The sequence below is a fragment of the Pseudomonas sp. TWR1-1-4 genome (assembly GCF_049897165.1).
Lineage (GTDB): Bacteria > Pseudomonadota > Gammaproteobacteria > Pseudomonadales > Pseudomonadaceae > Aquipseudomonas > Aquipseudomonas canadensis.
The window spans coordinates 62,860-86,156 of record NZ_JAFCVS010000004.1; the positions used below are offsets into that span (position 1 = coordinate 62,860).

General features: G+C 61.1%; 20 protein-coding genes. 11 read left to right on the plus strand and 9 right to left on the minus strand.

What is annotated here, in order from left to right:
* On the minus strand, nucleotides 1–1,194 hold the full coding sequence (locus ACP7C6_RS12385) for an MFS transporter (protein WP_028615764.1): 1,194 nt from the start codon (nucleotides 1,192–1,194) through the stop codon (nucleotides 1–3).
* 91 nt (nucleotides 1,195–1,285) lie between these two features.
* On the opposite strand from ACP7C6_RS12385, the gene ACP7C6_RS12390 reads away from it, so the two are divergent.
* Nucleotides 1,286–1,825: a TetR/AcrR family transcriptional regulator gene (locus tag ACP7C6_RS12390; protein WP_028615763.1), complete on the plus strand. Its 540-nt coding sequence runs from the start codon at nucleotides 1,286–1,288 to the stop codon at nucleotides 1,823–1,825.
* 550 nt (nucleotides 1,826–2,375) lie between these two features.
* Here the strand turns inward: ACP7C6_RS12390 and ACP7C6_RS12395 are convergent.
* From ACP7C6_RS12395 to ACP7C6_RS12410, 4 genes are all read right to left on the minus strand, one after another.
* Nucleotides 2,376–3,155, minus strand: a complete 780-nt coding sequence (locus tag ACP7C6_RS12395) for an ABC transporter permease (protein ID WP_005786689.1) — start codon at nucleotides 3,153–3,155, stop codon at nucleotides 2,376–2,378.
* Nucleotides 3,152–4,084, minus strand: a complete 933-nt coding sequence (locus ACP7C6_RS12400; protein WP_028615762.1) for an ABC transporter ATP-binding protein — start codon at nucleotides 4,082–4,084, stop codon at nucleotides 3,152–3,154. The genes ACP7C6_RS12395 and ACP7C6_RS12400 overlap by 4 nt, the downstream gene beginning before the upstream one ends.
* A gap of 134 nt (nucleotides 4,085–4,218) precedes the next feature.
* Nucleotides 4,219–4,836: a glutathione S-transferase gene (locus ACP7C6_RS12405; RefSeq protein ID WP_122684530.1), complete on the minus strand. Its 618-nt coding sequence runs from the start codon at nucleotides 4,834–4,836 to the stop codon at nucleotides 4,219–4,221.
* Between the two features lie 56 nt (nucleotides 4,837–4,892).
* Nucleotides 4,893–5,552 carry a transglutaminase-like domain-containing protein gene (locus tag ACP7C6_RS12410; RefSeq protein ID WP_236319060.1) on the minus strand — a complete coding sequence of 220 codons (660 nt, stop codon included), beginning with the start codon at nucleotides 5,550–5,552 and terminating at the stop codon, nucleotides 4,893–4,895.
* A 158-nt stretch (nucleotides 5,553–5,710) separates the two neighbouring features.
* Between ACP7C6_RS12410 and ACP7C6_RS12415 the strand changes: the two genes are divergently transcribed.
* Nucleotides 5,711–8,158, plus strand: a complete 2,448-nt coding sequence (locus tag ACP7C6_RS12415; protein WP_426108810.1) for an acyl-CoA dehydrogenase — start codon at nucleotides 5,711–5,713, stop codon at nucleotides 8,156–8,158.
* Between the two features lie 75 nt (nucleotides 8,159–8,233).
* Entirely contained in the window at nucleotides 8,234–8,641 is a 408-nt protein-coding gene (locus ACP7C6_RS12420; protein ID WP_016979513.1) for a PA2817 family protein, read from the plus strand.
* A gap of 104 nt (nucleotides 8,642–8,745) precedes the next feature.
* Here the strand turns inward: ACP7C6_RS12420 and ACP7C6_RS12425 are convergent, their stop codons facing one another.
* Nucleotides 8,746–9,678, minus strand: coding sequence for a LysR family transcriptional regulator (locus ACP7C6_RS12425; protein WP_068932517.1), 933 nt, complete (start codon nucleotides 9,676–9,678; stop codon nucleotides 8,746–8,748).
* An 89-nt stretch (nucleotides 9,679–9,767) separates the two neighbouring features.
* Between ACP7C6_RS12425 and ACP7C6_RS12430 the strand changes: the two genes are divergently transcribed.
* Entirely contained in the window at nucleotides 9,768–10,394 is a 627-nt protein-coding gene (locus ACP7C6_RS12430; RefSeq protein WP_305384417.1) for an alanyl-tRNA editing protein, read from the plus strand.
* Here the strand turns inward: ACP7C6_RS12430 and ACP7C6_RS12435 are convergent.
* Nucleotides 10,391–11,965, minus strand: a complete 1,575-nt coding sequence (locus ACP7C6_RS12435) for an alkaline phosphatase D family protein (protein ID WP_426108811.1) — start codon at nucleotides 11,963–11,965, stop codon at nucleotides 10,391–10,393. The genes ACP7C6_RS12430 and ACP7C6_RS12435 overlap by 4 nt on opposite strands.
* Nucleotides 11,962–12,516 carry a GNAT family N-acetyltransferase gene (locus ACP7C6_RS12440; RefSeq protein WP_426108812.1) on the minus strand — a complete coding sequence of 185 codons (555 nt, stop codon included), beginning with the start codon at nucleotides 12,514–12,516 and terminating at the stop codon, nucleotides 11,962–11,964. Before ACP7C6_RS12440 ends, ACP7C6_RS12435 begins: the two co-directional genes overlap by 4 nt.
* Nucleotides 12,517–12,706: 190 nt before the next feature.
* Here ACP7C6_RS12440 and ACP7C6_RS12445 point away from each other — a divergent pair, with 190 nt between their 5' ends.
* The 6 genes from ACP7C6_RS12445 to ACP7C6_RS12470 all read left to right on the plus strand — a co-directional run bounded on the left by ACP7C6_RS12445 (nucleotide 12,707) and on the right by ACP7C6_RS12470 (nucleotide 20,015).
* Nucleotides 12,707–13,114 carry an ExbD/TolR family protein gene (locus ACP7C6_RS12445; protein WP_005786670.1) on the plus strand — a complete coding sequence of 136 codons (408 nt, stop codon included), beginning with the start codon at nucleotides 12,707–12,709 and terminating at the stop codon, nucleotides 13,112–13,114.
* Nucleotides 13,115–13,116: 2 nt separating this feature from the next.
* Complete coding sequence (locus ACP7C6_RS12450; protein ID WP_426108813.1) at nucleotides 13,117–13,836, plus strand: energy transducer TonB family protein; 720 nt, start codon at nucleotides 13,117–13,119, stop codon at nucleotides 13,834–13,836.
* Between the two features lie 24 nt (nucleotides 13,837–13,860).
* Complete coding sequence (locus ACP7C6_RS12455; protein ID WP_028615753.1) at nucleotides 13,861–16,143, plus strand: TonB-dependent receptor; 2,283 nt, start codon at nucleotides 13,861–13,863, stop codon at nucleotides 16,141–16,143.
* A gap of 17 nt (nucleotides 16,144–16,160) precedes the next feature.
* Complete coding sequence (locus tag ACP7C6_RS12460; RefSeq protein WP_028615752.1) at nucleotides 16,161–16,808, plus strand: MotA/TolQ/ExbB proton channel family protein; 648 nt, start codon at nucleotides 16,161–16,163, stop codon at nucleotides 16,806–16,808.
* A gap of 154 nt (nucleotides 16,809–16,962) precedes the next feature.
* Nucleotides 16,963–18,180: a phospholipase D-like domain-containing protein gene (locus ACP7C6_RS12465; RefSeq protein WP_426108814.1), complete on the plus strand. Its 1,218-nt coding sequence runs from the start codon at nucleotides 16,963–16,965 to the stop codon at nucleotides 18,178–18,180.
* A 95-nt stretch (nucleotides 18,181–18,275) separates the two neighbouring features.
* A complete protein-coding gene (locus ACP7C6_RS12470; protein ID WP_028615750.1) occupies nucleotides 18,276–20,015 on the plus strand; it encodes a dipeptidase in 1,740 nt (579 codons plus the stop codon).
* A gap of 31 nt (nucleotides 20,016–20,046) precedes the next feature.
* Here the strand turns inward: ACP7C6_RS12470 and ACP7C6_RS12475 are convergent, their stop codons facing one another.
* Complete coding sequence (locus ACP7C6_RS12475; protein ID WP_122684519.1) at nucleotides 20,047–21,708, minus strand: M24 family metallopeptidase; 1,662 nt, start codon at nucleotides 21,706–21,708, stop codon at nucleotides 20,047–20,049.
* A 77-nt stretch (nucleotides 21,709–21,785) separates the two neighbouring features.
* Between ACP7C6_RS12475 and ACP7C6_RS12480 the strand changes: the two genes are divergently transcribed.
* Nucleotides 21,786–23,291 carry a PLP-dependent aminotransferase family protein gene (locus ACP7C6_RS12480; RefSeq protein ID WP_426108815.1) on the plus strand — a complete coding sequence of 502 codons (1,506 nt, stop codon included), beginning with the start codon at nucleotides 21,786–21,788 and terminating at the stop codon, nucleotides 23,289–23,291.
* Nucleotides 23,292–23,297: the final 6 nt, after the last annotated feature.

Genomic DNA, 23,297 nt, shown 5'->3' on the forward strand with positions numbered 1-23,297 from the left:
TCAGCCGCCTGTCGTCGCCCGCACGCGCGCCGAATCCTGCAACAGCAAGGCAATGAGCGCACCGACAGCCAGCAGGATGAGGACCGCGCCGTAGCCGTCGGTGGTGGCGATCAGGCCAAAGCTGCGAATCAGGTTGCCCGCCAGTAACGAAGGCAAGCAGAACGCCAGGTAGCTCAGCACATAGAACGCCGACATCAGCCCCGCGCGCTCGTGGGGCAAGGCCAACGGCACCACACTGCGCAAGGCGCCAAGAAAGCCCGCGCCAAAGCCACTGCCGGCGATCAGCGTGGCGATGAAGAACAGGGGCAGGCTGGCGCTGTGCACCGCCGTGAGGATCAGCGTTACACCGATGGCCAGCAAGCCGGCGCCGAGACGCAGCACCTTGTCGGCCGGACGATTACGCAAGGTAAAGATCATCAACGCGCCGCTCAGGGTCAGCACGGCCACCAGGCCGCCACCGATCAGGTTGGAGGTAGACCCGGTGGCGGCCCGCACCAGCGACGGGGCCAGTGACAAGTAGAAGCCACCCATCGCCCACACCGCCACATCCACCGGCAATGACAGCCACAACGCCCGGCGCGCCTGGGGCGGTACATGCAATGTTGGGCGCAGCGACGCCAGTGCGCCGGGGATGCGGCTCACCGTTTCCGGCAGGCGCCATACGTAGAGGGCCTGCAACAGCATCAAGGCCAGCAATGTCCAGTAGATCAACTGGGTCGGGAGGGGCGCGAATTCCACCAGCAGACTGCTGCCCATCGCCCCGCAAGCCATGCCCAAGAGCGGCGCCACGCTGTTGACCAGCGGGCCCTGTTGGCGGTCGGTGTCGAGCAGTGCCGCGCCCAATACGGCGGTGGCCATGCCAGTGGCAAACCCTTGCAACGTGCGGGCGGCAATCAGCCAGGCCACGCTGCCTTCATTGATAAACAGCAGCATCGCCAGCATATCCAGGAGCAGCGCAGCAAAAATCACCGGCTTGCGCCCCAGGTGGTCCGACAAAGAGCCGACGGTCAACAGCGCCGCCAGCAGGCTGAGGGCGTAGACACCGAAGATCAGCGTCAGCATGCCTGCCGAAAAATGCAGGCCTTCCTGATACAGGTGGTACAACGGCGTCGGCGCACTCGAAGCGGCCAGGAAGGTCAGCAAGGTGATCGCGAGAAACACCAGGCTGGAACGATGGGAAACAGGACTGGACATGCACACGCTCCGCTAAAGCTAATATTTTGCTTTTGCAGAGTGTGCTACCCGCCAGCGCTTAAAGCAAATTCTTTGTGTTAAGGTCACAAACATGGCGATAAAAGAAGGCCTTCGCCCGGGGGGCCGCAGTGCCCGGGTACAAGAATCCGTCCATTCGGCGGTGCGTGAACTGCTGGAAGCCCACGAGCGCTCCAGCGTCACCGTGCCCATGATTGCCACACGCGCAGGCGTCACGCCCTCGACTATCTACCGGCGCTGGGGCGACCTCTCCGTGCTGCTCGCGGACGTGGCCCTGGCGCGCATGCGCCCCGACAGCGAACCCGCCAACACCGGCAGCCTGCGCGGCGACCTGCAGGCTTGGGCCGAGCAATACTTGGATGAAATGAGTTCGGAGCCGGGCCGCAACATGATGCGCGACCTGCAGTGCACGATCACGCCGGGATACTGCGTGAGCATCCTGAGTGGGCAGTTGCAGGCGATTGTCGATCGCTACCCGCAAAGCACGCCGCCGAGCGTGGACCACCTGATCAACCTGATCGCAGCGCCAACGGTGTTTCGCATTCTATTTTCGAACGCCCCGCTGACAGTGCAAGAACTGCACGCCCTGATCGAACTGGCACTCAACGCCTGAACCTCCCCTGCAGGAGCCGGCTTGCCGGCGAAGGCATAACGCTGGGTGTACCTGCTATACCGAGCCGCCTGCATCGCCGGCAAGCCAGTTCCTACACCTACCTGCCTTTGATCCAACCACTCAGGCCGGCTGTCAGGCCGCCGTGCTCTTGCTTTTGATCTTGATCCTAGGCGCCCCGTCAAACACGCTGGCCGGAATTCGACAGGGATTTGGGGGGGTAAACCGGCAGGGATGTCGGTTTAGCCGCCCCGCGCCATGGATGGCGCGTGGCGGCGGCCCCCCAAATACCTGTCGGATTACGGGCACACCGAGCCTAGGCGAGGTGCCGAGTGTTGGGGCAAGAGCCCTTTGGTTACTTTGGGGCTTTTCCAAAGTGACCCGCCGTAAGGGCGGAACCAATACCAGCCGTTACCCAAATAACGGATATGTACCCGATCAGATCCAACATCCAGGTCGGCTGTCAGACCGCCTTCGCAGGCAAGCCAGCTCCCACAGCGGTGCAAAAAAAAACGGCCTCATCCGAGGCCGTTTTTTCATTGCGGATCGCTGCTCAGGTACGCATCCCACGCCCGCTCACCAACAACCGCGCACAGCCGATATACAACACCACCGTGGCGACGATCATAAAGGTGATCGCCACGCTGATCTTGATATCCGACACCCCCAGGATGCCGTAGCGAAACGCGTTGACCATGTGCAGCACCGGGTTGGCCAGCGACACGGTCTGCCAGAACGGTGGCAGCAGGGTAATGGAGTAGAACACCCCGCCCAGGTAGGTCAGCGGCGTCAGCACGAAGGTCGGGATGATCGAAATATCATCGAAGTTACGCGCAAATACGGCGTTGATGAAGCCCAGCAGCGAGAAGATCGTCGCCGTCAGCACCACCACCAGAATGGTGACTCCAAGGTGATGCACCTGCAGGTGGGTGAAGAACAGCGACAGCAGGGTCACGATCACGCCCACCATCAAGCCACGCAGCACACCGCCCAGGGTGTAGCCGATCAGGATGGTGTGGGGCGACACCGGCGACACCATCAATTCTTCGATGGAGCGCTGGAACTTGCTGCCGAAGAAACTGGAGACCACGTTGCCATAGGAGTTGGTGATCACCGACATCATGATCAAGCCCGGCACGATGTACTCCATGTAGGTGAAGCCACCCATGTCACCGATCTGCCGGCCGATCAGGTTACCGAAGATCACGAAGTACAGGACCATGGTGATCGCCGGCGGCAGCAGGGTCTGCGGCCAGATCCGGGTAAAACGCTTCACTTCGCGATAGACGATGGTTTGCAGCGCGACGAGGTTGGGTTGCAGTTCGGAACTCATACCGCCACCTTCGCCAGATTTTTCTCCACCAGGGACACGAACAACTCCTCAAGGCGATTGGTTTTGTTACGCAGGCTCAGCACTTCAATTTGCTGGGCCGCCAACTGGGTGAACAGCGCGGTGATGCCCATGGCCTTGTCCACCTGCACTTCCAGGGTATGGCTGTCCACCAGGCGGCTCGGGTAGCCGAGCAGTTGCGGCGGCGCCGACAGGTTGTTTTTCAGGTCGAGCAAAAAGGTTTCCACATGCAACTGACCCAGCAGGTTACGCATGCTGGTGTTCTCGACGATGGTGCCGTGGTCGATGATGCCGATGTTGCGGCACAGCTGCTCAGCCTCTTCCAGGTAATGGGTGGTGAGGATGATGGTGATGCCCTTCTCGTTCAGCTCGGTGAGAAAGGTCCACATCGAGCGACGCAGTTCGATGTCCACGCCGGCAGTGGGCTCGTCGAGGATCAGCAGGCGCGGCTCATGCACCAGTGCGCGGGCGATCATCAGGCGGCGTTTCATGCCGCCGGACAGCGAACGCGAAGGCACGTCGCGTTTGTCCCACAGGCCCAACTGGGTCAGGTACTGCTCGGCGCGTTCCTTGGCGACTTTCGCCGGAATGCCGTAGTAGCCAGCCTGGGTCACGACGATGTCGAAGGTCTTTTCAAACTGGTTAAAGTTGAATTCCTGGGGCACCACGCCGATGGAACGCTTGAGCGCCGCCGGGGATTTGTCCAGGTCATGGCCGAAGATATTCACCGTGCCACTGGTCTTGTTGACCAGGGTCGAGAGGATACCGATGGTGGTGGATTTGCCGGCGCCGTTAGGGCCGAGCAAGGCGAAGAAGTCACCTTCGGCAACGTCCAGATCGATACCACTCAGGGCCTGGAAACCGTTGCCGTAGGTTTTGGTTAGCTGCCGGATGGACAGAGCGGAACTCATATCGGAATACGCACCAAAGAAGGGAATAGAAAGAGTAGATGGGGGCGCAGCCCAGGTAGTTCAACGGCGGCGCATGACAAGCATGGTGCTTGCCCGCGCCGCACAAGTACAGTCACCCGTATTAATAGTGGGTATTAAGTCAACGCAGTCATGACCGCTTTGCGGTAGGCCGGACGTTGTTGCAGGCGCGCATACCAGGCCTCTAGATTGGGCATCGCAGGCCGTTCGATGGGCATTTCGAACCAGGCGTAGATAAAGCTGCCCAGGGGAATATCGCCCATGCCGATCTCGCTGCCCGACAGATACGGCTGTGTAGCCAGCGCTTCATCAACGGTTTTGAGCACATCGATACAGGCCTGGCGACCGGCATGGATGTTGTCCCAGTTCTGTTTTTCCGCCGGGGTGCGCAGCACGCCCCAGAACACGATCTTGAACGGTTCGGCGAAAGTCGACGTGGTCCAGTCCATCCACTTTTCCGCGTTGGCCCGGGCTTTCACCTCTGTCGGATACCAGCTGGACGCCTGCTTGGCGCAGAGGTAGCGCACGATGGTATTGGACTCCCACAGCACGAAATCGCCGTCTTCGATCATCGGCACCCGACCGTTGGGGTTCAATGCCCGATATTGCGGCGTATCGACCACACCAAAAGCCCCGCCCGCATCAATTGCTTCATAGTCCAGGCCGAGTTCCTCGGCGCACCACAGTGCCTTCCTGACGTTTGATGAATTTTTACGACCCCAGATTTTCAGCATGACCGCGCCTTATTGTTGATGAACATGGCTTGATGAACGCAGCAGCATACGCCGGTTCACGCGCGGCTTAAATCGCTCTGCATATCGCCCAGCAGGGTCGGCATGTCCTCGCTGAACAAGTGGGGGTAACACTGCTGAATATGCGCGAAGAAAAACGCCTCGGGCACGTCAGGAAATTGCCCGTGGTCGACCACATATTCCATCGAACGTTGGCCTTGGCGATTGAACGCGTGGAAAACGCTGTCGTGGATGCCATCGAAGTCCAGCGGCGGCACATCGAATACATCGCACAACTGCTGATTGAACGCAGGCGTGGCCTTGACCCAGCGATCGTTGAGGTAAAGCTCGGTATAGCCGTGCATGGCGAATACGTCGCTCTTGAGCAAGGTGATCAGGCGCGGCGTCGACAAATGATTGCGTACATCCGCCAGGCCGATGCGCGCCGGAATGCCGCAGTGGCGCGCACAGGCGGCGAGCAAGGTGGCCTTGGGCACGCAATAGCTTTCGCCGCTGGCCAAGGCGAAGCTGGCACTTAATGTGTCTGGGTCGCGGCTGAAGGTGTAGGGGTTATAGCGAATCGCCTCACGCACGGCGTAGTAGAGGCTGACTGCCTGGTCACTTAAGTTCGCACGGGTTCCACGGTGTTTTTCGGCGAACTCCACCACCGCAGGGTGGTCACTATCGATGAAGCGGCTGGGACTCAGGTAGGTATCCATGAGCTTTATCTCCGAAGGAAGCCTGGAGTCTAACCACAGGCCTGCCGGGGAGATAACGACGAATCGGCCAAATCTCGTTACACCCTGATCACCCCGCTTGTTCGGATGCCGACTAAGCTCCCTGGTGGTTTCGCCCCTGGTTTCACGGAGGATTGAATATGCTGTTGTTGTGGATACTGGTGCTGGTGGTCGGCATTGCCTACCTCGCACACCGCCGCGTCGCGCCCCTGCCCGCCTTGGGCGTGGTCGCCGTCTACCTGCTGGCGATGGGCGCTTGGAGCCACGCACCGGGTTGGCTGCTGCTGGTCTTCTGGGTGCTGATCGCCGTGGTAGCCGCGCCCCTGCTGCTGCCCGACCTGCGCCGCCAATACTTCACCAAGCCACTGTTCAGTTGGTTCCAGAAAGTCCTGCCGCCGATGTCCGAGACCGAGCGCGACGCGATCGACGCCGGTACCGTCTGGTGGGACGGCGAACTGTTCAGCGGTCGCCCGGACTGGGACAAGTTGCTGGCTTATCCCAAAGCGCAACTGACCGAAGAAGAACAAGCGTTTATCGACGGCCCCACTGAAGAACTCTGTGCCATGGTCAGCGACTGGGAAATCGGACAGGCCATGGACCTGCCGCCCGCCGCCTGGGAACACATCAAGACCCACGGCTTCTTCGCCCTGATCATTCCCAAGGAATATGGCGGCAAGGGCTTCTCCGCCTATGCCCACTCCCAGGTCGCGATGAAACTCGCCACTCGCAGCGGTGACCTGGCCTCGACCGTGATGGTGCCCAATTCCCTCGGCCCGGCCGAACTGCTGCTGCACTACGGCACCGAAGAACAGCGCAACCACTACCTGCCGCGCCTGGCACGTGGCGATGACATCCCGTGCTTCGCATTGACGGGCCCACTGGCCGGCTCGGATGCGGGCGCTATGCCCGACACCGGCGTGATCTGCAAAGGTGAATGGGAAGGCAAGGAAACCCTTGGCCTGCGCCTGAACTGGGAAAAACGCTACATCACCCTCGGCCCGGTCGCGACCCTGCTCGGCTTGGCCTTCAAGGCACATGACCCGGACCATCTGCTGGGTGAAGAGGAAGACCTGGGCATAAGCCTGGCACTGATCCCTACCGACACCCCCGGCGTAGAAATCGGCCGTCGCCACCTGCCCCTGGGCGCCGCGTTCATGAACGGCCCCAACTCCGGCAAGGATGTGTTCATCCCGCTTGAGTTCCTGATCGGCGGCCAGGAAATGCTCGGCAAGGGCTGGATGATGCTGATGAACTGCCTCTCCGTGGGCCGTTCGATCTCCCTGCCTGCGGTGGGCACTGGCGCGGCCAAGTTCACCAGCCTGGTGACCGGCCAATACGCCCAGGTGCGCGAACAGTTCAACGTGCCGCTGTCGGCATTCGAAGGTATCCAGGAAGCCTTGGCGCGTATCGGCGGCAACGCCTGGCTGATGGACAGCGCACGCATGCTCACCGCCAACGCCGTGGACCTGGGGGAAAAACCCTCGGTACTGTCGGCCATTCTCAAGTACCACCTCACCGAGCGTGGCCGCGAGTGCATCAGCCACGCCATGGACGTGCATGGCGGCAAGGGCATCATCATGGGCCCGAACAACTACTTGGGTCGCAACTGGCAAGGCGCGCCGATCTTCATCACTGTAGAAGGCGCGAACATCCTGTCGCGCAACCTGATGATCTTCGGCCAGGGCGCGATTCGTTGCCATCCGTTCGTACTCAAGGAAATGGCCCTGGCCGGTCGCGAAGACCATGACCAGGCGTTGAAGGAGTTTGACGGGCTGCTGATGCAACATATCGGTTTCGCCGTGAGCAACGCCGCCAGCACCTTGGTGCTGAACCTCGGTGTAGGGCATTTCGAGAAGGCCCCGGGCAACCGTTTGAGCCAGGGTTACTTCCGCGCACTCAACCGCCAGGCTGCTGCGTTCGCGCTGCTGGCCGACCTGAGCATGATGCTGCTGGGTGGCGAGCTAAAGCGGCGCGAACGCCTCTCGGCACGCTTGGGTGATGTGCTGAGCCATATGTACCTGGCGTCGGCCGCCCTCAAGCGTTACCACGACCTGGATTCGCCGGACCACCTGGAACCGCTGTTCGCCTGGGCCATGGAAGAAAGCCTTGGTGAATCGGAGCGTGCGCTGGATGAACTGCTGAGCAACTTCCCGAACAAGGTGCTGGGCTGCCTGCTGCGGGTGATCGTGTTCCCGTTCGGCCGTCGTCATACCGGACCGTCAGATGCACTGGATGCCGAAGTGGCGGCGGTGATCGGCCGCGCCAAGGGTGACCCGACCCTGGAAGAGTTGCTGGCCGGCTGCTACCGCCCGCAATCGGCGGAAGATCCGGTAGGCGCCCTGCAACATGCCTACGACCTGCTTGGCGCCAGCCATCCCTTGCAGAAAAAACTGCACACCGCGCTCAAGAGCGGCCAGGTCAAACCGACTGCCGGCGAGCACGCCATCGATGCGGCACTGCACGCAGGCGTGTTGCAACCGGCCGAAGCACAAACCCTGCGTGATGCCGAAGCGGCACGGCGCAAGGTGATCGACGTGGATGATTTCAGCAAGGAAGAGCTGTCCCAGGCTGAGGGTAAGGTCCGCTGAGTCGAGCGGTCATATAAAAACGGGCGCGAGAGGCATATACTCTCGCGCCCGTTTTTGCTTTAGAGGACTTATCTCGTGTCCAACGTCGTTGCCGATCATCTCGTCTTGCTCGACCATCTGCGCAGCATCCTGGTTGCCGTCGGCGAAGCCGAACAGGTACCCGAGGAAAGCCATTCTCTGTTCCTGGAGCGCTTCGACGAATTGCGCGCCCTGCTGCCGATCGACCCGATCGAAAGCCAGTACCTGGGCCAGGACCTGATGAGCCAGGTCATCCTGCGCTACCCGCAAATCGCCCACCTGGTGCCGCGCGACCTGCTGTGGTTCTTTGGCGGTGACTGCCTGCACTTCATGCCCGACGAAGAACTGGACCTGTACCAGGCCCTGGAAGAGCGTCGCTTCGAAGCCGAACAGAACGACGAACCGTTCGACTGGAACCAGGAAAAGCAGCTGCTGGCCATGCCGGTTGACCAGAGCAAGCACTGATTCCCTTGTAGGAGCCGACTTGCCGGCGATGGCGGCCTTGAGTCCTGCACTGGGTTCAAGGGCCAATCGCCGGCAAGCCGGCTCCTACGGTTTCGACCGCATTCCTACCGTTTGCGCAACGTCGGCTCCTTCGCCATGCACGCCACCAGATAATCAATAAACACCCGCAACTTCGGCGGCAAATACCGCGTGGGCGAATGCAGCAACCACGCCTCGCCATGGTAGGACGCAATGAAGTCCCACGCCGGCAACACCTGCACCAACCGCCCCTCCTCCAACGCATGGCGCGCCGTAAAATACGGCAAGCTGCCAACCCCCACATGCTGCAACACCGCATCCAGCCGAACCCCGGTGTGGTTCGCGGCATAACGCCCACGCACCGCCACCGTCACCGCCTTGCCGGCCTGGCGGAATTTCCAGCGCGAGTCTCCGGGTGTCTCCCCGAGGTAGATGCAACTGTGCGCCAGCAGATCATGGGGATGCTCCGGCGTCCCGTGTTCGGCCAAGTACTGCGGCGTCGCACACAACAGATGCTCGATGGGCAGTAACTGCCGGCCCACCAACCCCGGCGGCGGGCTGTCAGTGATGCGGATACTCAGGTCGACATTGTCATCGATCATGTCCACTTGGCGATCCTCCAGGATCAACTGCACATCCACCTTGGGGTAACGCCGCAGGAATTCCGGCATATGCGGATGCACCACAAACCGCCCCACCGCCTTGGGTACGCTGACCCGCACCAGCCCTTCGGCTTCATGGGTGAACTGGCCGCTGATCTCCATCACCGAACGCGCCGCGCTGACCATCTCCTGGCAACGCTTGAGTACCTCTTCCCCGCCTTCGCTCAAGCGCAATTTGCGTGTGGTGCGTTGCAGCAAGCGCGTCGCCAGGGCCTTCTCCAGGCGCGAGATGCTACGGCTCACCGAGGAAGGCGAAGCCCCCAGTTGCCGGGCGGCTTCGGAGAAACTGCCGGCTTCCACCACTTTGACGAAAATCGCCATTTCGCCCAGCAGCGGCAAAGGAAGATTGATGCTCATGGTGCACAGGTCCATTGATAATTGAGCGGATTATCACCCATCTACGCACTATTTATACTGCTCGCAGAACTCTGATGCGGATGTAGATGATGACCGAGCGCCTGTTTTTTACCCACGATCACCTGACTGCCGAGCTGGAAGTGTTGAGCTGCACACCCCATGAGGAGCAATTTGCAGTGATCCTGCAGTCGACGATTTTTCACCCACAGGGCGGTGGGCAACCTTTCGATACCGGCTGGCTCGGTGAAGCCACTGTGCTGCGCGTCACCCAGGAAGCAGACCGCGTGGTGCACTACGTCGACCGGCCATTGGAACCGGGTCCGATTACCGCAAGGGTCGATGAACAGCGCCGTATGTTGAACACCCGGCTGCATTCCGCCGGGCACTTGATCGGCAACGTGGGCGAGACCTTGGGTTGGATGCCGATCAAGGCCCATCACTGGCCCGGCGAAGGCAAGATCACCTTCATCCGTGGCGAAGCGGCGCAAGCCATGGACGCCGAGGCGATCCAGCAACAGGTCAACCAATGGATCGCTGCGGATTACCCACGGCACATGAACCTGGAAGACGGCACCCGCGAAGTCGGCTTTGGTGAATTGCCCGCGTACGCCTGCGGCGGCACTCATGTACAGGCACTGAGCGAGTTGGGCCAGGTGACCATCCTGACCTTGTCAGAGAAAAAGGGCGCGCTGTCCGTGCGCTACGAACTCGATTAAACCTCACTCGCCCCCGCCCGCCCCGGTTCCACCACAAACGACTTGAGGGTCGATACCGTGGCCATCGGGTCGCGGGGGTCGGTAATCACCCGCAGGTTCGTGAGCATCTTGCCCTCCTCCACCTCCACCGACACATATCCCCGCTGACGGCTATCGAAAAACTTCACATGCGGGTTGAGCGGCAACAGCTTGCTGAACGCATCAAAGGGCGGTCCGTCAGACGTCACCGACGTGCCGACGAATTCCGTGGCCACCACCCGCGAGTCCGGGTTATTTCCATCGGCATGCAAGTCCGTCACCCAGAACGAATGGATATCACCGCCCCAGAACACCGGGTTGCTGACCCGGTTACGCTCGATGGACGCCAGCATCCGCGAACGGTTGGCCATATAGCCATCCCACCCGTCGGTCCAACGCCCCGGCTTGTGGTTGGTCAGGTCACGCTGGGTCAGCGGTGCCACCAGCAGGTCCTGGGCGATGATGTTCCACTGCGCCTTCGACTGGGCAAACCCCTGGTCCAGCCAGGCTTCTTGCTGCCAACCAAGCATGGTGCGGCCAGGGTCGCGCAAGTCGTGGCAGAGGTTATCGGCGATATGCCCCTGGTGGCTGCCATTGGCCGGAATGCACGGTTGTTCGGAACGGTATTGCCGACCGTCCAGCACGTGGAAACGGGCCAGTCGGCCGTAGTCCAGGCGCCGATAAATGCGCATGTCCGGCCCCTTCGGCAAGCTGCTGGCACGCAGCGGCATATGCTCGTAGTAAGCCTGGTAGGCTGCCGCACGCTGCTGCAGGAATTGCCCGACCGGTATCTTCGGGTCCTGGGACCAGCGGTTGGCGTAGTCGTTCTGTACTTCGTGATCGTCCCAGGTCGCCACGCTCGGTGCAGCGGCGTGCAGGGCCTGTAGATCCGGATCGGTTTTGTACAAGGCATAGCGGTTGCGATAGTCGCTCAGGCTCACCGCATTGCCGCTGCCATGGGGGCGGATGATCTTGCCCGAATCCGCCGCGTAGGAACTGTCGTAGATGTAGTCGCCGAGAAAGAACACCAGGTCGGGCTGTTCCTCTGCCAAATGGCGATAGGCACTGAAATAGCCGCGCTCCCAATGGGAACACGAGACAAACCCCAGACGCGCCGACGCCATGGCATGCACCGCCGGCGCCGTGCGCGACTGCCCCACTGGGCTTTGCGTACCCAGCCCTTCGAACTGATACCAGTACGGTCTGCCCGCCTCGAGCCCCGCGACTTCTACATGCACCGAATGCCCCCAGCGCTCGCTGGCCATGGCTTCGCCTTGGCGCACCACGCGGGTCATCGCGGCATCGCTGGCGACCCGCCAACGCACAGGTACGGAACGGCTCAAGCCACCCCGGCCATCCACGGCATTGAACAACGGCGCCAGGCGCGTCCAGATCACAAACCCATCGGGCAACGGGTCACCGGAAGCCACGCCGAGGGTGAACGGATAATCCACGCCGGCACTGCGCGCAAACGGACTGAGGATCGAAAACGTGGTGGCGACAGCCAGCCCGGCAAGCACCCGGCGTCGGCCATGATCGACCTCGCCACTCACGGCCGAAACTCCCACTCCTCACGCACGGTGGCGAACACCAGCATGTCTTCATGCACGCCGTTCTTGAGAAATGCCCCGCGCATGCAGCCTTCGTACTGCAGGCCGATTTTCTCCATGACTCGCGCCGACTCTTTGTTGCGACTAAAACACTGGCTGCCCACGCGATGCAGGCCCAATTCGGCAAACCCGTAGTCCATCAGCGCGGTGGCCGCTTCGGTCGCATAACCCAGGTTGCGCGCGTTCGCCGCCGCCCAGCCGCCGAGATGCCCATAGTGATGTTTCGCATTGATGCGCAGGCTGGCGATACCGATCAATTCACCGGTGTCGCGCACATGCACCCCAAGACTCAACAACCCATCAGAGCGAAATTTTGCCTGCATGCCCTCGATAAAATCCTGCGCTGTTTCGAGGGTGTAGGGCGATGGAATACTCGCCGTGTTGTCGGCGATTTTCGGGCCGTTGGCGAGCGTGCACAACGTCTTGGCCTGATGGTTTTCCAGTGCGCGCATTAACAGTCGCGGGGTGGATATCTGTGGCAGTTCACGGCTCATTTCCAGGGGCCCTCGATGTAAAGTTTCTGAGAATGCCCCTGCTGCATGTCAATTCTGTTACGTCACAAAAATGTCTTGAGAATTGCCTGAAAGACTTGTCCTAGAGCCCTCAAAACGTCAATTAAAGTTAACCAATCGGTCATTTTTGGTTGTTAGCGTGTCGCCCCTAATTCAATAACGGGGTAACGGAATGAGAACCTGGGACGAACCGAAAAAACGCAAGGCGCACATCGAACTGATCCCGATGATCGACGTGATGATGTTCCTCCTGGTGTTTTTCGTACTCGTGAGCCTGAACGTGATTCCGGCCCTCGGCATGAAGACGCAACTGCCCAGCGCCAGCAGTTCACAGCAGCTCAAACCACAGAACAAATTCATCCTCACCCTGGGCCTGGAAGGCCAACTGCAACTGGATGGCAAGGACCTCACAGTCGATGCGCTGGTGCCGGCGCTGAAGGCGGCCGAAAAGCCTGACACCAAGTCGACCATCATCGTGAACAGCGACAAAGGCGTGGAGGTTTCGCGTCTGGTGGAGGTGATGGACACCCTGCGTCTGGGTGGCTTTACCTCCGTGTCCATTGCCACGCGTAAGTCCTGATCATGTACGTCTTGTTTCGTGCGCGTCAGCTGCTGGGCAGTGTCCCGGCCCTGATCGCCCTGGTGCTGATTGCACTGGGTATCCAGTCCCAGACCTTGAAGGTCGAGCCGGTGTATGACGAGTCGGCGGTCGAGTTGGCGCTGGTCGAGCCAGAGCCGGAAGTGATCCCCGAGCCGGTGGTGGAACAAGAGCCGCCACCGCCGGTGATCGAGGATGAAGAGGCCGAACCGGCCCCGCCACCGCCGCCACCTAAACCCTTGCCGAAACCCAAGCCTGAGCCCAAGCCAAAACCTGTGCCCAAGCCAGTGGTCGCCAAGCCAACGCCCGCCCCGACACCACCACCAGTCGCCGCCAAACCGGCACCGGCGCCCGTGGCCCAGGCCGCGCCGACACCCGCACCACCGAAGGTCGATGGCCAAGCCCTGGAAGGCGGTTACCTCAAGGGGTTGCGCAACGAGTTGGACACTTACAAGCAGTACCCCACCGGACGCCAGGCCTCCCTCGAACGCCCCACCGGCGAAGTGGTGGTCTGGTTGTTGGTAGACCGCCAGGGTCGGGTTCTCGACTCCGGTTTGCAGACCCAGGCGTCGAGCATGTTGCTCAACCGGGCCGCCACCAACAGCTTGCGTCGTATCAAGCAAGTCAAGCCGTTCCCCGAGCAAGCCTTCGGGGGCCGCAATGAGCAGCGCTTCACCGCCACCTTCAACTACAGCGTGCAATAAGCACCCGACACCAGGACGACAGAGATGAGGTTCACACGGATTCATCTGGCACTCGTTGCCGCAAGCATGGGCCATGGAATGGTCATGGCCGACACCAGCAACAGCGACGTCGGGACGATTGGGGTTCAGGGCAAGGCCACGGCAGGTGGCGGCTACATGGTTCAGGAAGAAAGCATCAAGGGCCGCTCCACCGTGACCAAGGAAGCGCTGGATAAACAGACCGCCACCGGCAACGCCGTGGACAAGCTCAAGTACACGCCGGGCTTGAACATCTCGAGCGAAGACAACACCGGCCTGTCCGGCTTTCGCTTCACCATGCGCGGGCTCAACTCCGACCAGGTGGGAATGTCGGTGGACGGCATGCCGATCAACGACTCCGGCAACTACGCGCTGTACTCCAACCTGCTGGGCGACCCGGAAAACATCGAGCAGATCTTCGTCACCCAAGGCTCTTCGGAGGCCGACGGCCCGCACATCGGTTCCAGTGGCGGCAACATCGGCATCGTGACCATTCGCCCGACCAAGGAAACCGGGGCGTTCGTCAAACAGGTGATGGGCAGCAACGCCACGCGCAAGACCTTTGCCCGCCTCAACACCGGCGAGATCAATGGCCTGAGCAACTGGTTGTCGGCGTCCCACACCGAAGGCCAGATGTGGCGCGGTTCGGGCGCCGTGCGCGCGGACAAAGTCGAGTGGAACAGCTTCTTCGACGCCGGCGATGGCAACACCGCCAACCTGATCCTCAAGTACCACGAGCAGGACAACAACAGCTACAGCCAACTGACCAAGGCCCAGTACCAGCAGAACGGCCGCAAGTACGACCCCTACCCGGCCACGCCTACCGTGGGCAGCAACGGCAAGTACAACAGCTACTACGCCTTGGCGCAGAACCCGTTCCAGACATTCACCGCCGTGCTCAACACCCAGTTCAAACTGGCGGACAACCTCGCGCTGTCGGTGATCCCGTATTACTACTGGGGTAACGGCAGCGGCGTGGGCTCGTCCAGCTATGCGCTGAACCGCGGCTCCAACCAAGGCGGCGTGTTCGACCTGGGCAACCTGCCGACCGGCGCCCAATACAACGCCGACGGCACCCCGAACAACGGTGTGTACTACCGCCCTTCGCGCACCCAGACCTGGCGTCCGGGCATCACCACCAAACTCAACTGGGACCTGGGCGATCACAGCCTGCAAGTCGGCTACTGGTACGAGCGCGCACGTCAAAGCCAGACCCAGCCGTTCATTCCGCTCAAGGCCAGTGGCAAGCCGGTCGACACCTGGCCGGACTCCAACGAGGCCGTGGTTGATGCCAATGGCAACACCATCCAGGGTCGCGACCGCTTCACCATCACCCCGGCGCAAAAGGTCTGGGCCCAGGACACCTGGTACATCAACTCGGACTGGACCCTGATCGCCGGCCTGGCCTACATGAACGTCAAGCGTGACGGCACCAACCACGGCAGCCTCACCGAGCAGCCGGAAAAACGTAACCAGACCTACAACAAACTGCTGCCCAACGCCGGCCTGAAATACCAGCTGGATGAACGCGATCAGTTGTTCTACAGCCTGTCGCGCAACATGCGCATCCCGCAGAACTATGTGCTGTACGACAAGGGCGTCGGCTCCATCGATTCCAAGCCGGAAACCAGCTGGAACCACGAGTTGGGCTGGCGCTACACCGATGAAGACATGACCGTCGCCGCCACCTTGTTCTACATGCAGTTCAAGGATCGCCAGGTGTCGTCGCGCGACATCAACGGCGACTTCGCCGACATCAACGCCGGCTCCGTCAACAACAGCGGCCTGGAGCTGGAGTGGAGCGGCCTGCTGCCGAATCACTTCAACTACTACACCTCCTACACCTACACCAAGGCCGAGCAGCAAGACGACCTGACCGTGTACAACGCCGGCAAAGCCATCCTGTTGCCCACCAGCGGCAAGCAGTTCGCCAACGTGCCGAAAAACATGCTGGCCGCCAACATCGGCTACGACGACGGCCGCTTCTACGGCACCTTCGGCGGCAAGTACACCAGCAAGCTCTACGGCGACCTGACCAACGACGAAGCCATCTCCGGGCGTACCGTGTTCAACGCCGGCGCGGGTATCTACCTGCCGGTGGACAAGAAGGTGGTCAAGGACGCGACCCTGCGCCTGAACGTCGACAACCTGTTCGACAAGAAGTACCTGGACGGCGTGTACACCACCAAGACCAACGCGGCCAGCTACAGCGGCTTCCGCGACGGCGACCCGGCCTACATCGTGGGCCTGGAACGCACCGTGACGGTCTCCCTGGAAGCCAACTTCTAATTGCGAGGTAACTGAACATGGACATGAACCTGCTCCACGACATCACCTTTTATGTGATGTATGCCGCGATGGCCATCGCGATCTTTATCACCATCGAGCGCGGGATTTATTTCGCGTATGTACGCCGTCAAGCCCGCGCGCTGACCGAGGTACTGGGCGCCAATGTGCACAGCGAACGCGACTTGCCGGAAAGTCTGACCCGCCGTGACAGCCTGCCGCTGAGCATGGTGTTGCCGGTGCTGGCGCAGAAAGCCTCACAAGGTTCGCGCAAGGACCTGGATGACGTCATCGAAACCCAGTACCTGACCACCCGTGCACCACTGGCCCGCAGCCTGTGGATCATCGAAACCATCACCACCGCCGCGCCGCTGTTGGGCTTGCTGGGCACCATCCTCGGCATCATTGACACCTTCAAGGCACTGGCGACGGCGGGCGTGTCCGACCCAGGGCAGATTTCCGGTGGTATCGGCACGGCCTTGTTCGCCACCGGCCTGGGCATCGCCATCGCGCTGTTCTGCGTGGTGTTCCATAACTTCTTCCAGGACAGCCTGGAACGCATCAACGATCAGCTGAAAATCCTGCTGATCCGCGCCGCCACCGGCGCCCGCGTGCAGAGTGAAGTACCGCACCTGGTGCCGACGCCGCTGCACAGCCGCACGGCGTAACCCCGTAGTGAGCGGGCTTGCCCCGCGCTGGGTGGCGCAGCCGCCCCAATCCAGGCACCTCGGTCTTTCTGAGACACCGCGGTGGGCTGTTTGGGGCGGCTGCGCCACCCAGCGCGGGGCAAGCCCGCTCACCACATCAGTTGAAGAGAGTGTCATGTCCGTTTCCTTGAAATTGCGTATCGCTGGCCTGGCAGGCTTGCTCATGAGTCCGCTGGCCCTGGCGGACTTTTCGATTCCGGGTTTTGAATTGGTGCATACCGTACCGGTGGATACCGCCCTCGGCACCGACGACTTGCGCCAGCCCGGCCCAGTGTGGAGCGAGCTGTTTGACGGCGCAAAAAACCGTATCGACATTGGCCAGTTCTACGCCGCCGATCATCCAGGCTCCGTGATGGACCGTGTGATCGAACGCCTGGAAGCCGCCGGCAAACGCGGTGTGAAGATTCGCTTTTTGCTGGAAGAAAAAGGCATCAAGTTGTCGGAAGCGTCCACCCTGGAACGCCTGCGCGCAATCCCCAACCTGACCTTTCGTGTGCTGCCCTACGCACGCGTGAGCGGTGGGATCATCCACGCCAAATACCTGGTGGTGGATGGTAAACAGGCGTTTGTCGGCAGCCAGAATTTCGATTGGCGCTCGCTGGAACATATCCACGAAACCGGGCTGCGTATCACCGACCCAACCGTGGTGAGCCAGGTGCAGGCGATCTTCGAACAGGACTGGAAAGCCCAGCAGGCCTTGGCCGACAACCAACCGGTACCGCTGCCTGCCGTGAGCAATGCACCACCGCGCACCGGTAACTACCTGGTGGCCAGCCCGCAACGCTACAACCCACCGGGCGTAGGCGATTCACAGCTGGAACTGCCGCGTTTACTGAGCGAAGCGAAACACGAAGTGCGCGTGCAACTGCTGGACTACGCACCACTGTCCTACGGCCCGGACAAGACCCGCCCGTACTACGCGGTGATCGACAATGCCGTCCGTGCGGCGGCGGCACGTGGGGTGTCGATCAAGCTGATGGTGTCCAACTGGAATACCGACAAGCTGGAACTGCCCTACCTCAAAAGCTTGGCGGTGCTGCCTCACGTCCAGATCAAAATCGTCACCCTCCCCGAGGCCAAGCAAGGTTTTATCCCGTATGCGCGGGTAATCCACAGCAAGACCATGGAGATCGACGGACAGGTTGCCTGGATCGGCACCAGCAACTGGCTGGGCGGGTATCTGGATAATTCGCGCAATCTGGAGGTGGTGATGCGCAGCGAAGCGATGGCCAAGCGTGTCGGGGCATTGCATGAGCAATTGTGGGACGGACCCTACGCTAGAGCCTTGAACGTGACCGAGGAGTACCCCGAGCCCCACCCTGGCCAGCATTGACCAGAGGCACCTGAGTAGTGGTAGTGTGTGGAAATGTTTCTGACAGATTGATCAGAAACGTCCTACTCACTACCTGCAAAGGAATGCGTCCCTTCATGCACTTTCCACTCAAGCAATTGGCGGCTGCCACCCTGTTCGCGGCGAGCCTTTCGGCCATCTCCAGCCCCGCTTTCGCCAACGTCACTCCGGACCAAAGCACAGCGATTCTGAAGCATTTCAACGAAACGTCCGTCACCGATTTCCGTGGTTTCCTCGGCGCCCTGGCCAAGGGCGACCTGGGCAAGACCAGCGATGTCGGCCCGGCGATCAGTGCGTTTCTTGATAACAAAACCTTGAGCGCGGATCAGCAGAACGAGATCAATCGCCTGCTCGGTATCTACACCCGAGTGAAGTACGGCAAGGCCGCCACCGAAACCCTGCGCGAACTGGTGGAAATCCCGACCTTTAACGTGGACGGCCTGCCGCAGTACAAGAACCCGGAATTCATCAAGATCGCCGGCAAGATCGAGGCACTGGCCAAGGCCTTTAACCTGACCTTCCGCAATATCGACAACCGTGTGTACGAAATTTCCCTGGAAGGCAGCGGTGATGAAGTAGTTGGTATCCACGCACACGCGGACGTGGTGCCAGTGACACCGGAAAACTGGGTGTTGAAAGACGGTACCAAGCTCGACCCGTTCAAGGTCACGCTGATCGGTGACCGCATGTACGGCCGTGGCACCGAGGATGACAAGAACGGCATCGTAGTGGCGATGTATGCCATGAAGGTGATCAAAGAAGAGAAACTGCCGCTGGCACGCAATTTCAAGCTGCTGGTGGACACCACCGAAGAAACCTCCGGCGACGCAATTCCTTATTACTTTGAAAAGAACCCGACACCGCAATACAACCTGGCGCTGGATGGCGGCTATCCGGTGGTGATCGCCGAGAAAGGTTACGGCACGGTGATGGCCACCTTCCCACGCCGCAAGGGTGAAGGCAAAGGCGCGGAAATCATTTCGATGACCGGCGGCATGGCGACCAACCAGATTCCGTCAGCCTCGGTGGCGACGTTCGTGAGCGATAAGCCTGCCGAGTTGGCTGCCAGCCTGCAACAGGCCGGTACTGAATACGCCAAGAACAACGGTGGCGATTTTGAAGTGGCCGCCAAGGTCGACGGCAAAGACGTCAAGCTGACCGTCACCGGCGTGTCCGCGCACTCGTCCGAGCCGGAGTCCGGGGTCAACCCGGTGGCGCGCATGCTGGAGCTGATCCATAGCGTCGATGGCAAGATCGCCCTCAAGCACAACCACATCACGGATGCTGCACGTTACGCGTCTGACAACTGGGGCCTGGATTACCTGGGCGGCAAGTTGGGTGTGGGCTTCTCGGATGATTTCATGGGGCCGCTGACTACTTCGTTGACCTTTGTCGGCCTGGATGACAAGGCCTTCAAACTGGCGGTGAACCTGCGCGTGCCGAAGGGCAAGTCACCGGAAAAACTCAAAGCCGAGATCGCCGAAAAATTGAGCGCCTGGGACAAGAAAACCAAGGTCAAGGTGGGCTTCACCTACTCGGTGGCCGAGCCGATGTACCGCAACCCGGAAGGTGAATGGGTGAAAGCCCTACTGGCCGTGGCCAGTGAAAATCTGGGTATGGAGCACAAGTTCGGCACCTCGGCCGGCGCAACCTCCGTGCATGAACTGCCCAACGGCGTGCAATTCGGCCTGGCGCGCCCGGAAGTGAAGTACACAGGGCACACCGACAACGAGTTCAAGACGGTTGACCAGTTCCTGCTGGACCTGCAGATCGTCACCGAAATGATGGGCCGTATCGGCCAACTGCCGAAGCTCTGATAAAAAGCAGCCCGCCGCAACGGCGGGCTCTTCAGGCCTGCAACATCAACATATCCTCGAAAAAACCACCGACCGGTTCCGTGGGATGGCACAGCTGGATTTCCAGGACCCAGGCCATTTCACTCGGCGGGATCTCTAGATCAGCCAGCTCCTTGTTCTCGAACAGCGCATGGGGGAAATCCGCGAGGCGATGGCCCGCGAGATTACGTGCCAGCCTCCAGCCTTTTGACACCGCGCTCTGCTCGGCGAAGTCATAGAGTTCACGACCGGTAAGCCCCTTCAGCCAGGCGTCGCGGGTTTCGTCGAACACCTCATGCAGTGCGGTCCTGCACGCCAGGTGCAGCGGCGCGTCACCGAACACAAAGGTATCGCCGTAGTCACCTTCATAACCGTCCCACACCGGGCCCAAATCAACCACGACGATATCGGTGGCGCGCAGCCTGCGCTGGCGGTCAATGCCTTCGCGCGGTGGGCGTACGGTGTCGTCGCCAAAGCGGATATAGGTCGGGTGCCAGGTGTGGGAAGCGCCCATGGCTTGCAGTTGGTCAGCAGCCATGTCGAGGGCTTCGCCGGTGGTCATGCCCACCTGCAGTCGGCTGGCAATCGCCGCCAAGGCACGGATTGACTGATCGCGCGCGGCCAGCATGCCGTCCAGTGAATAACGTGGGCCGACTTTCTCCCAGATCGGGTGCAGCGCCTTGGGTGTCGTGCCGGCACTCGACCGGCCACTGGGCACAAAGGCCTCCGCGACGAATCGATGGCCGGGCAAGCCGGCGTCCAGACACTCCGTGCGCACCTGGCTGATCATTGCGCCATTACCGCAGGCATACACCTGGGCAGCTTCCCAGTCATGCCCATGGCTCAAGGCAACTTCCTGCACTCGCCCTTGGGAAGCCAACACCGGGTGCCAGTGAAAACGTGGGTGATCAATGACCGATTGATCCAGGAACGCGCGGTCATAGAAATCTGCTGGCTGCCCGCCGCCCCAGTACAAGGTCACATCCACATCGCGCGTGAACGCCGTCAGGAGGATGGGCTTGATACCCGCGTAGCCGGTGCCCGTGGCGAACAAGACGACGGGCGCATTGTCATTGTCCTGCCAGGTACAGGCGCCAAACGGTCCTTCCAGTTGCACCAGATCGCCGGCCTCCAGGCCGCCCAGCAGTGTCTCGGAAAACAGCCCGCCGCTCACCCGGCGAATCTGGAATACCAGGCGCCCATCGTCTTCGGCCGGCAGGTTGGCGATCGAGAAACACCGCGAGTCGCCGTCGACCAGGCGGAACTTGAGGTACTGGCCCGCCCGCGCTGCCAGCGGCCTGTCCGGCATCAGCACCAGCTCAATGATGTCGGGGCTCAGTGCGCGTTTGCTCACGACCTGCGCCTCGACCACCAGCGCGGGTGTATCCAGCGACCAACCGGGGATTTCCAGGCGCATGTCGCCGCAGGCGTGGCTCTGGCACAACAGCATTTCATTGACTGCCAACGGATAGCAGGGTAAGGGGGCATCCGGCGCCAGCTGCTTGGCCCGGTACACCCCTTCTGCGACCACCACCTTGCAGGAGCCACAGGCTCCGCGTCGGCAAGAAAACGGCACCGACAGGCCGTTGGCGAGCATCGCATCCAGCAAGAGTTCGTCACCGGCCTCAAAGGTTTTCCCCGAGGGGGACAGTTCGATGACATGACGTGTATTCATAACAACCTCGGGGTGAGTGAGCCGTGATTGTTGCGCTAGACTAGGCCCATTAAAACCTCCAGTTTTGGATACTTTAGATGGTCCAGATGCGAAAATGGCGCCCGCTGCTCAAGCTGGACGACAGTGCAAGCCAGGCGTCTTACCGCAAGATCGCCGAAGGCCTGGTGACCGCGATCGTTGAAGGTCGATTGCCACCCGGCACCTTGCTGCCGGGCACCCGGGAGATGGCGCAGTTGCTCGACGTCAACCGCAAGACCGTTATCCTGGCCTACGAAGAGGCCATGACCAAAGGCTGGCTGGTCAGCGAGCCGCGACGCGGGACCTTCGTCAATGCGCAGTTGACGGCCAAGCAACTGCCGAGCCGCGCGCAGGCGCCCTTCGCGCCGCCCATCCTGGCGCAGACAACCGCGCCCTATTTCGCCCAGAACGCTCAGGTGACAGCGCTGAATCATCGGCATGACGCGCTGTTTTTCGACAACGGCACCAGCGACCACCGCCTGCTGCCCCAAGCCGTGCTGCACCGCTACTACCGTAATGCCCTGCGTAACAGCTTTGCGTCCAACACCCTGCGCTACGGCAGCGAGGGCACCGGCTATCATCTGCGCTGCGCGCTGGCCGAGATGCTGCGCAACAACCGTGGGTTGACGGTCAACGCCGAAAACATCTGCCTGACCCAAGGCACCCAGATGTCGCTGTACCTGACCGCCAGCCTGTTGCTCAAACCCGGCGACGTAGTGCTGGTGGAGCGCCTGAGTTACCCGCCAGCATGGGAAATTTTCCGCAGGTTGGGTGCGCAACTGGTCACGGTGGACATCGACGAAGAAGGCTGTCGCACGGACCAGATCGATCGCCTGTGTCGCGAACACAAGGTGCGGATGATCTACCTCACGCCACACCACCAGTTCCCCACCACCGTGAGCCTGCACGCGGCGCGGCGGCAACAGTTGCTGGCATTGGCGGCGCTGCATGACTTCTGCATCATCGAAGAAGATTACGACCACGAATTTCACTTCAGCGGGCGCCCCTACCTGCCCCTGGCCAGCGATCGCGCGCAGCGACATGTGATCTATGTCGGTTCGTTGTCCAAGGTCCTCGGCTCGACGTTTCGCTGCAGTTATGTGGTGGCTCCCACGCAGGTGGTCGAAGCCCTGCATAGCAATGCCGCACTGATGCTGGGCGATGCCGACGCAGTCGCGCAGAAGATGCTTGCCGACTTGATCAACGATGGCGAACTCAAGAAGCACCTGCGCCGGGTATCAAAGGAATACCGCGCCCGCCGTGAGACCTTGCAAGACTGCCTGCAGGCGGCGTTCAGTGATCGGATCCAAGTGCGCGAGCCCGAAGGCGGCCTGGCGCTGTGGGTGCGTTTCGACGATGCAATCGATGTTGACCAGATAGTAAGCGCGGCCCTAGACCACGGGTTGGTCGTACGCAGCGGCCGGCAGTTCTCACCGATGGACCAAGCAGAAAATGCGCTGCGCCTGGGGTTCGCCTCGCTGAACCAGGAAGAGATCCGCGAGGCCACATTACGCCTGGCCCAAGCGGCAAGCCCGCGCGCGCATAAAAATGCCGATCATCACTGATCGGCA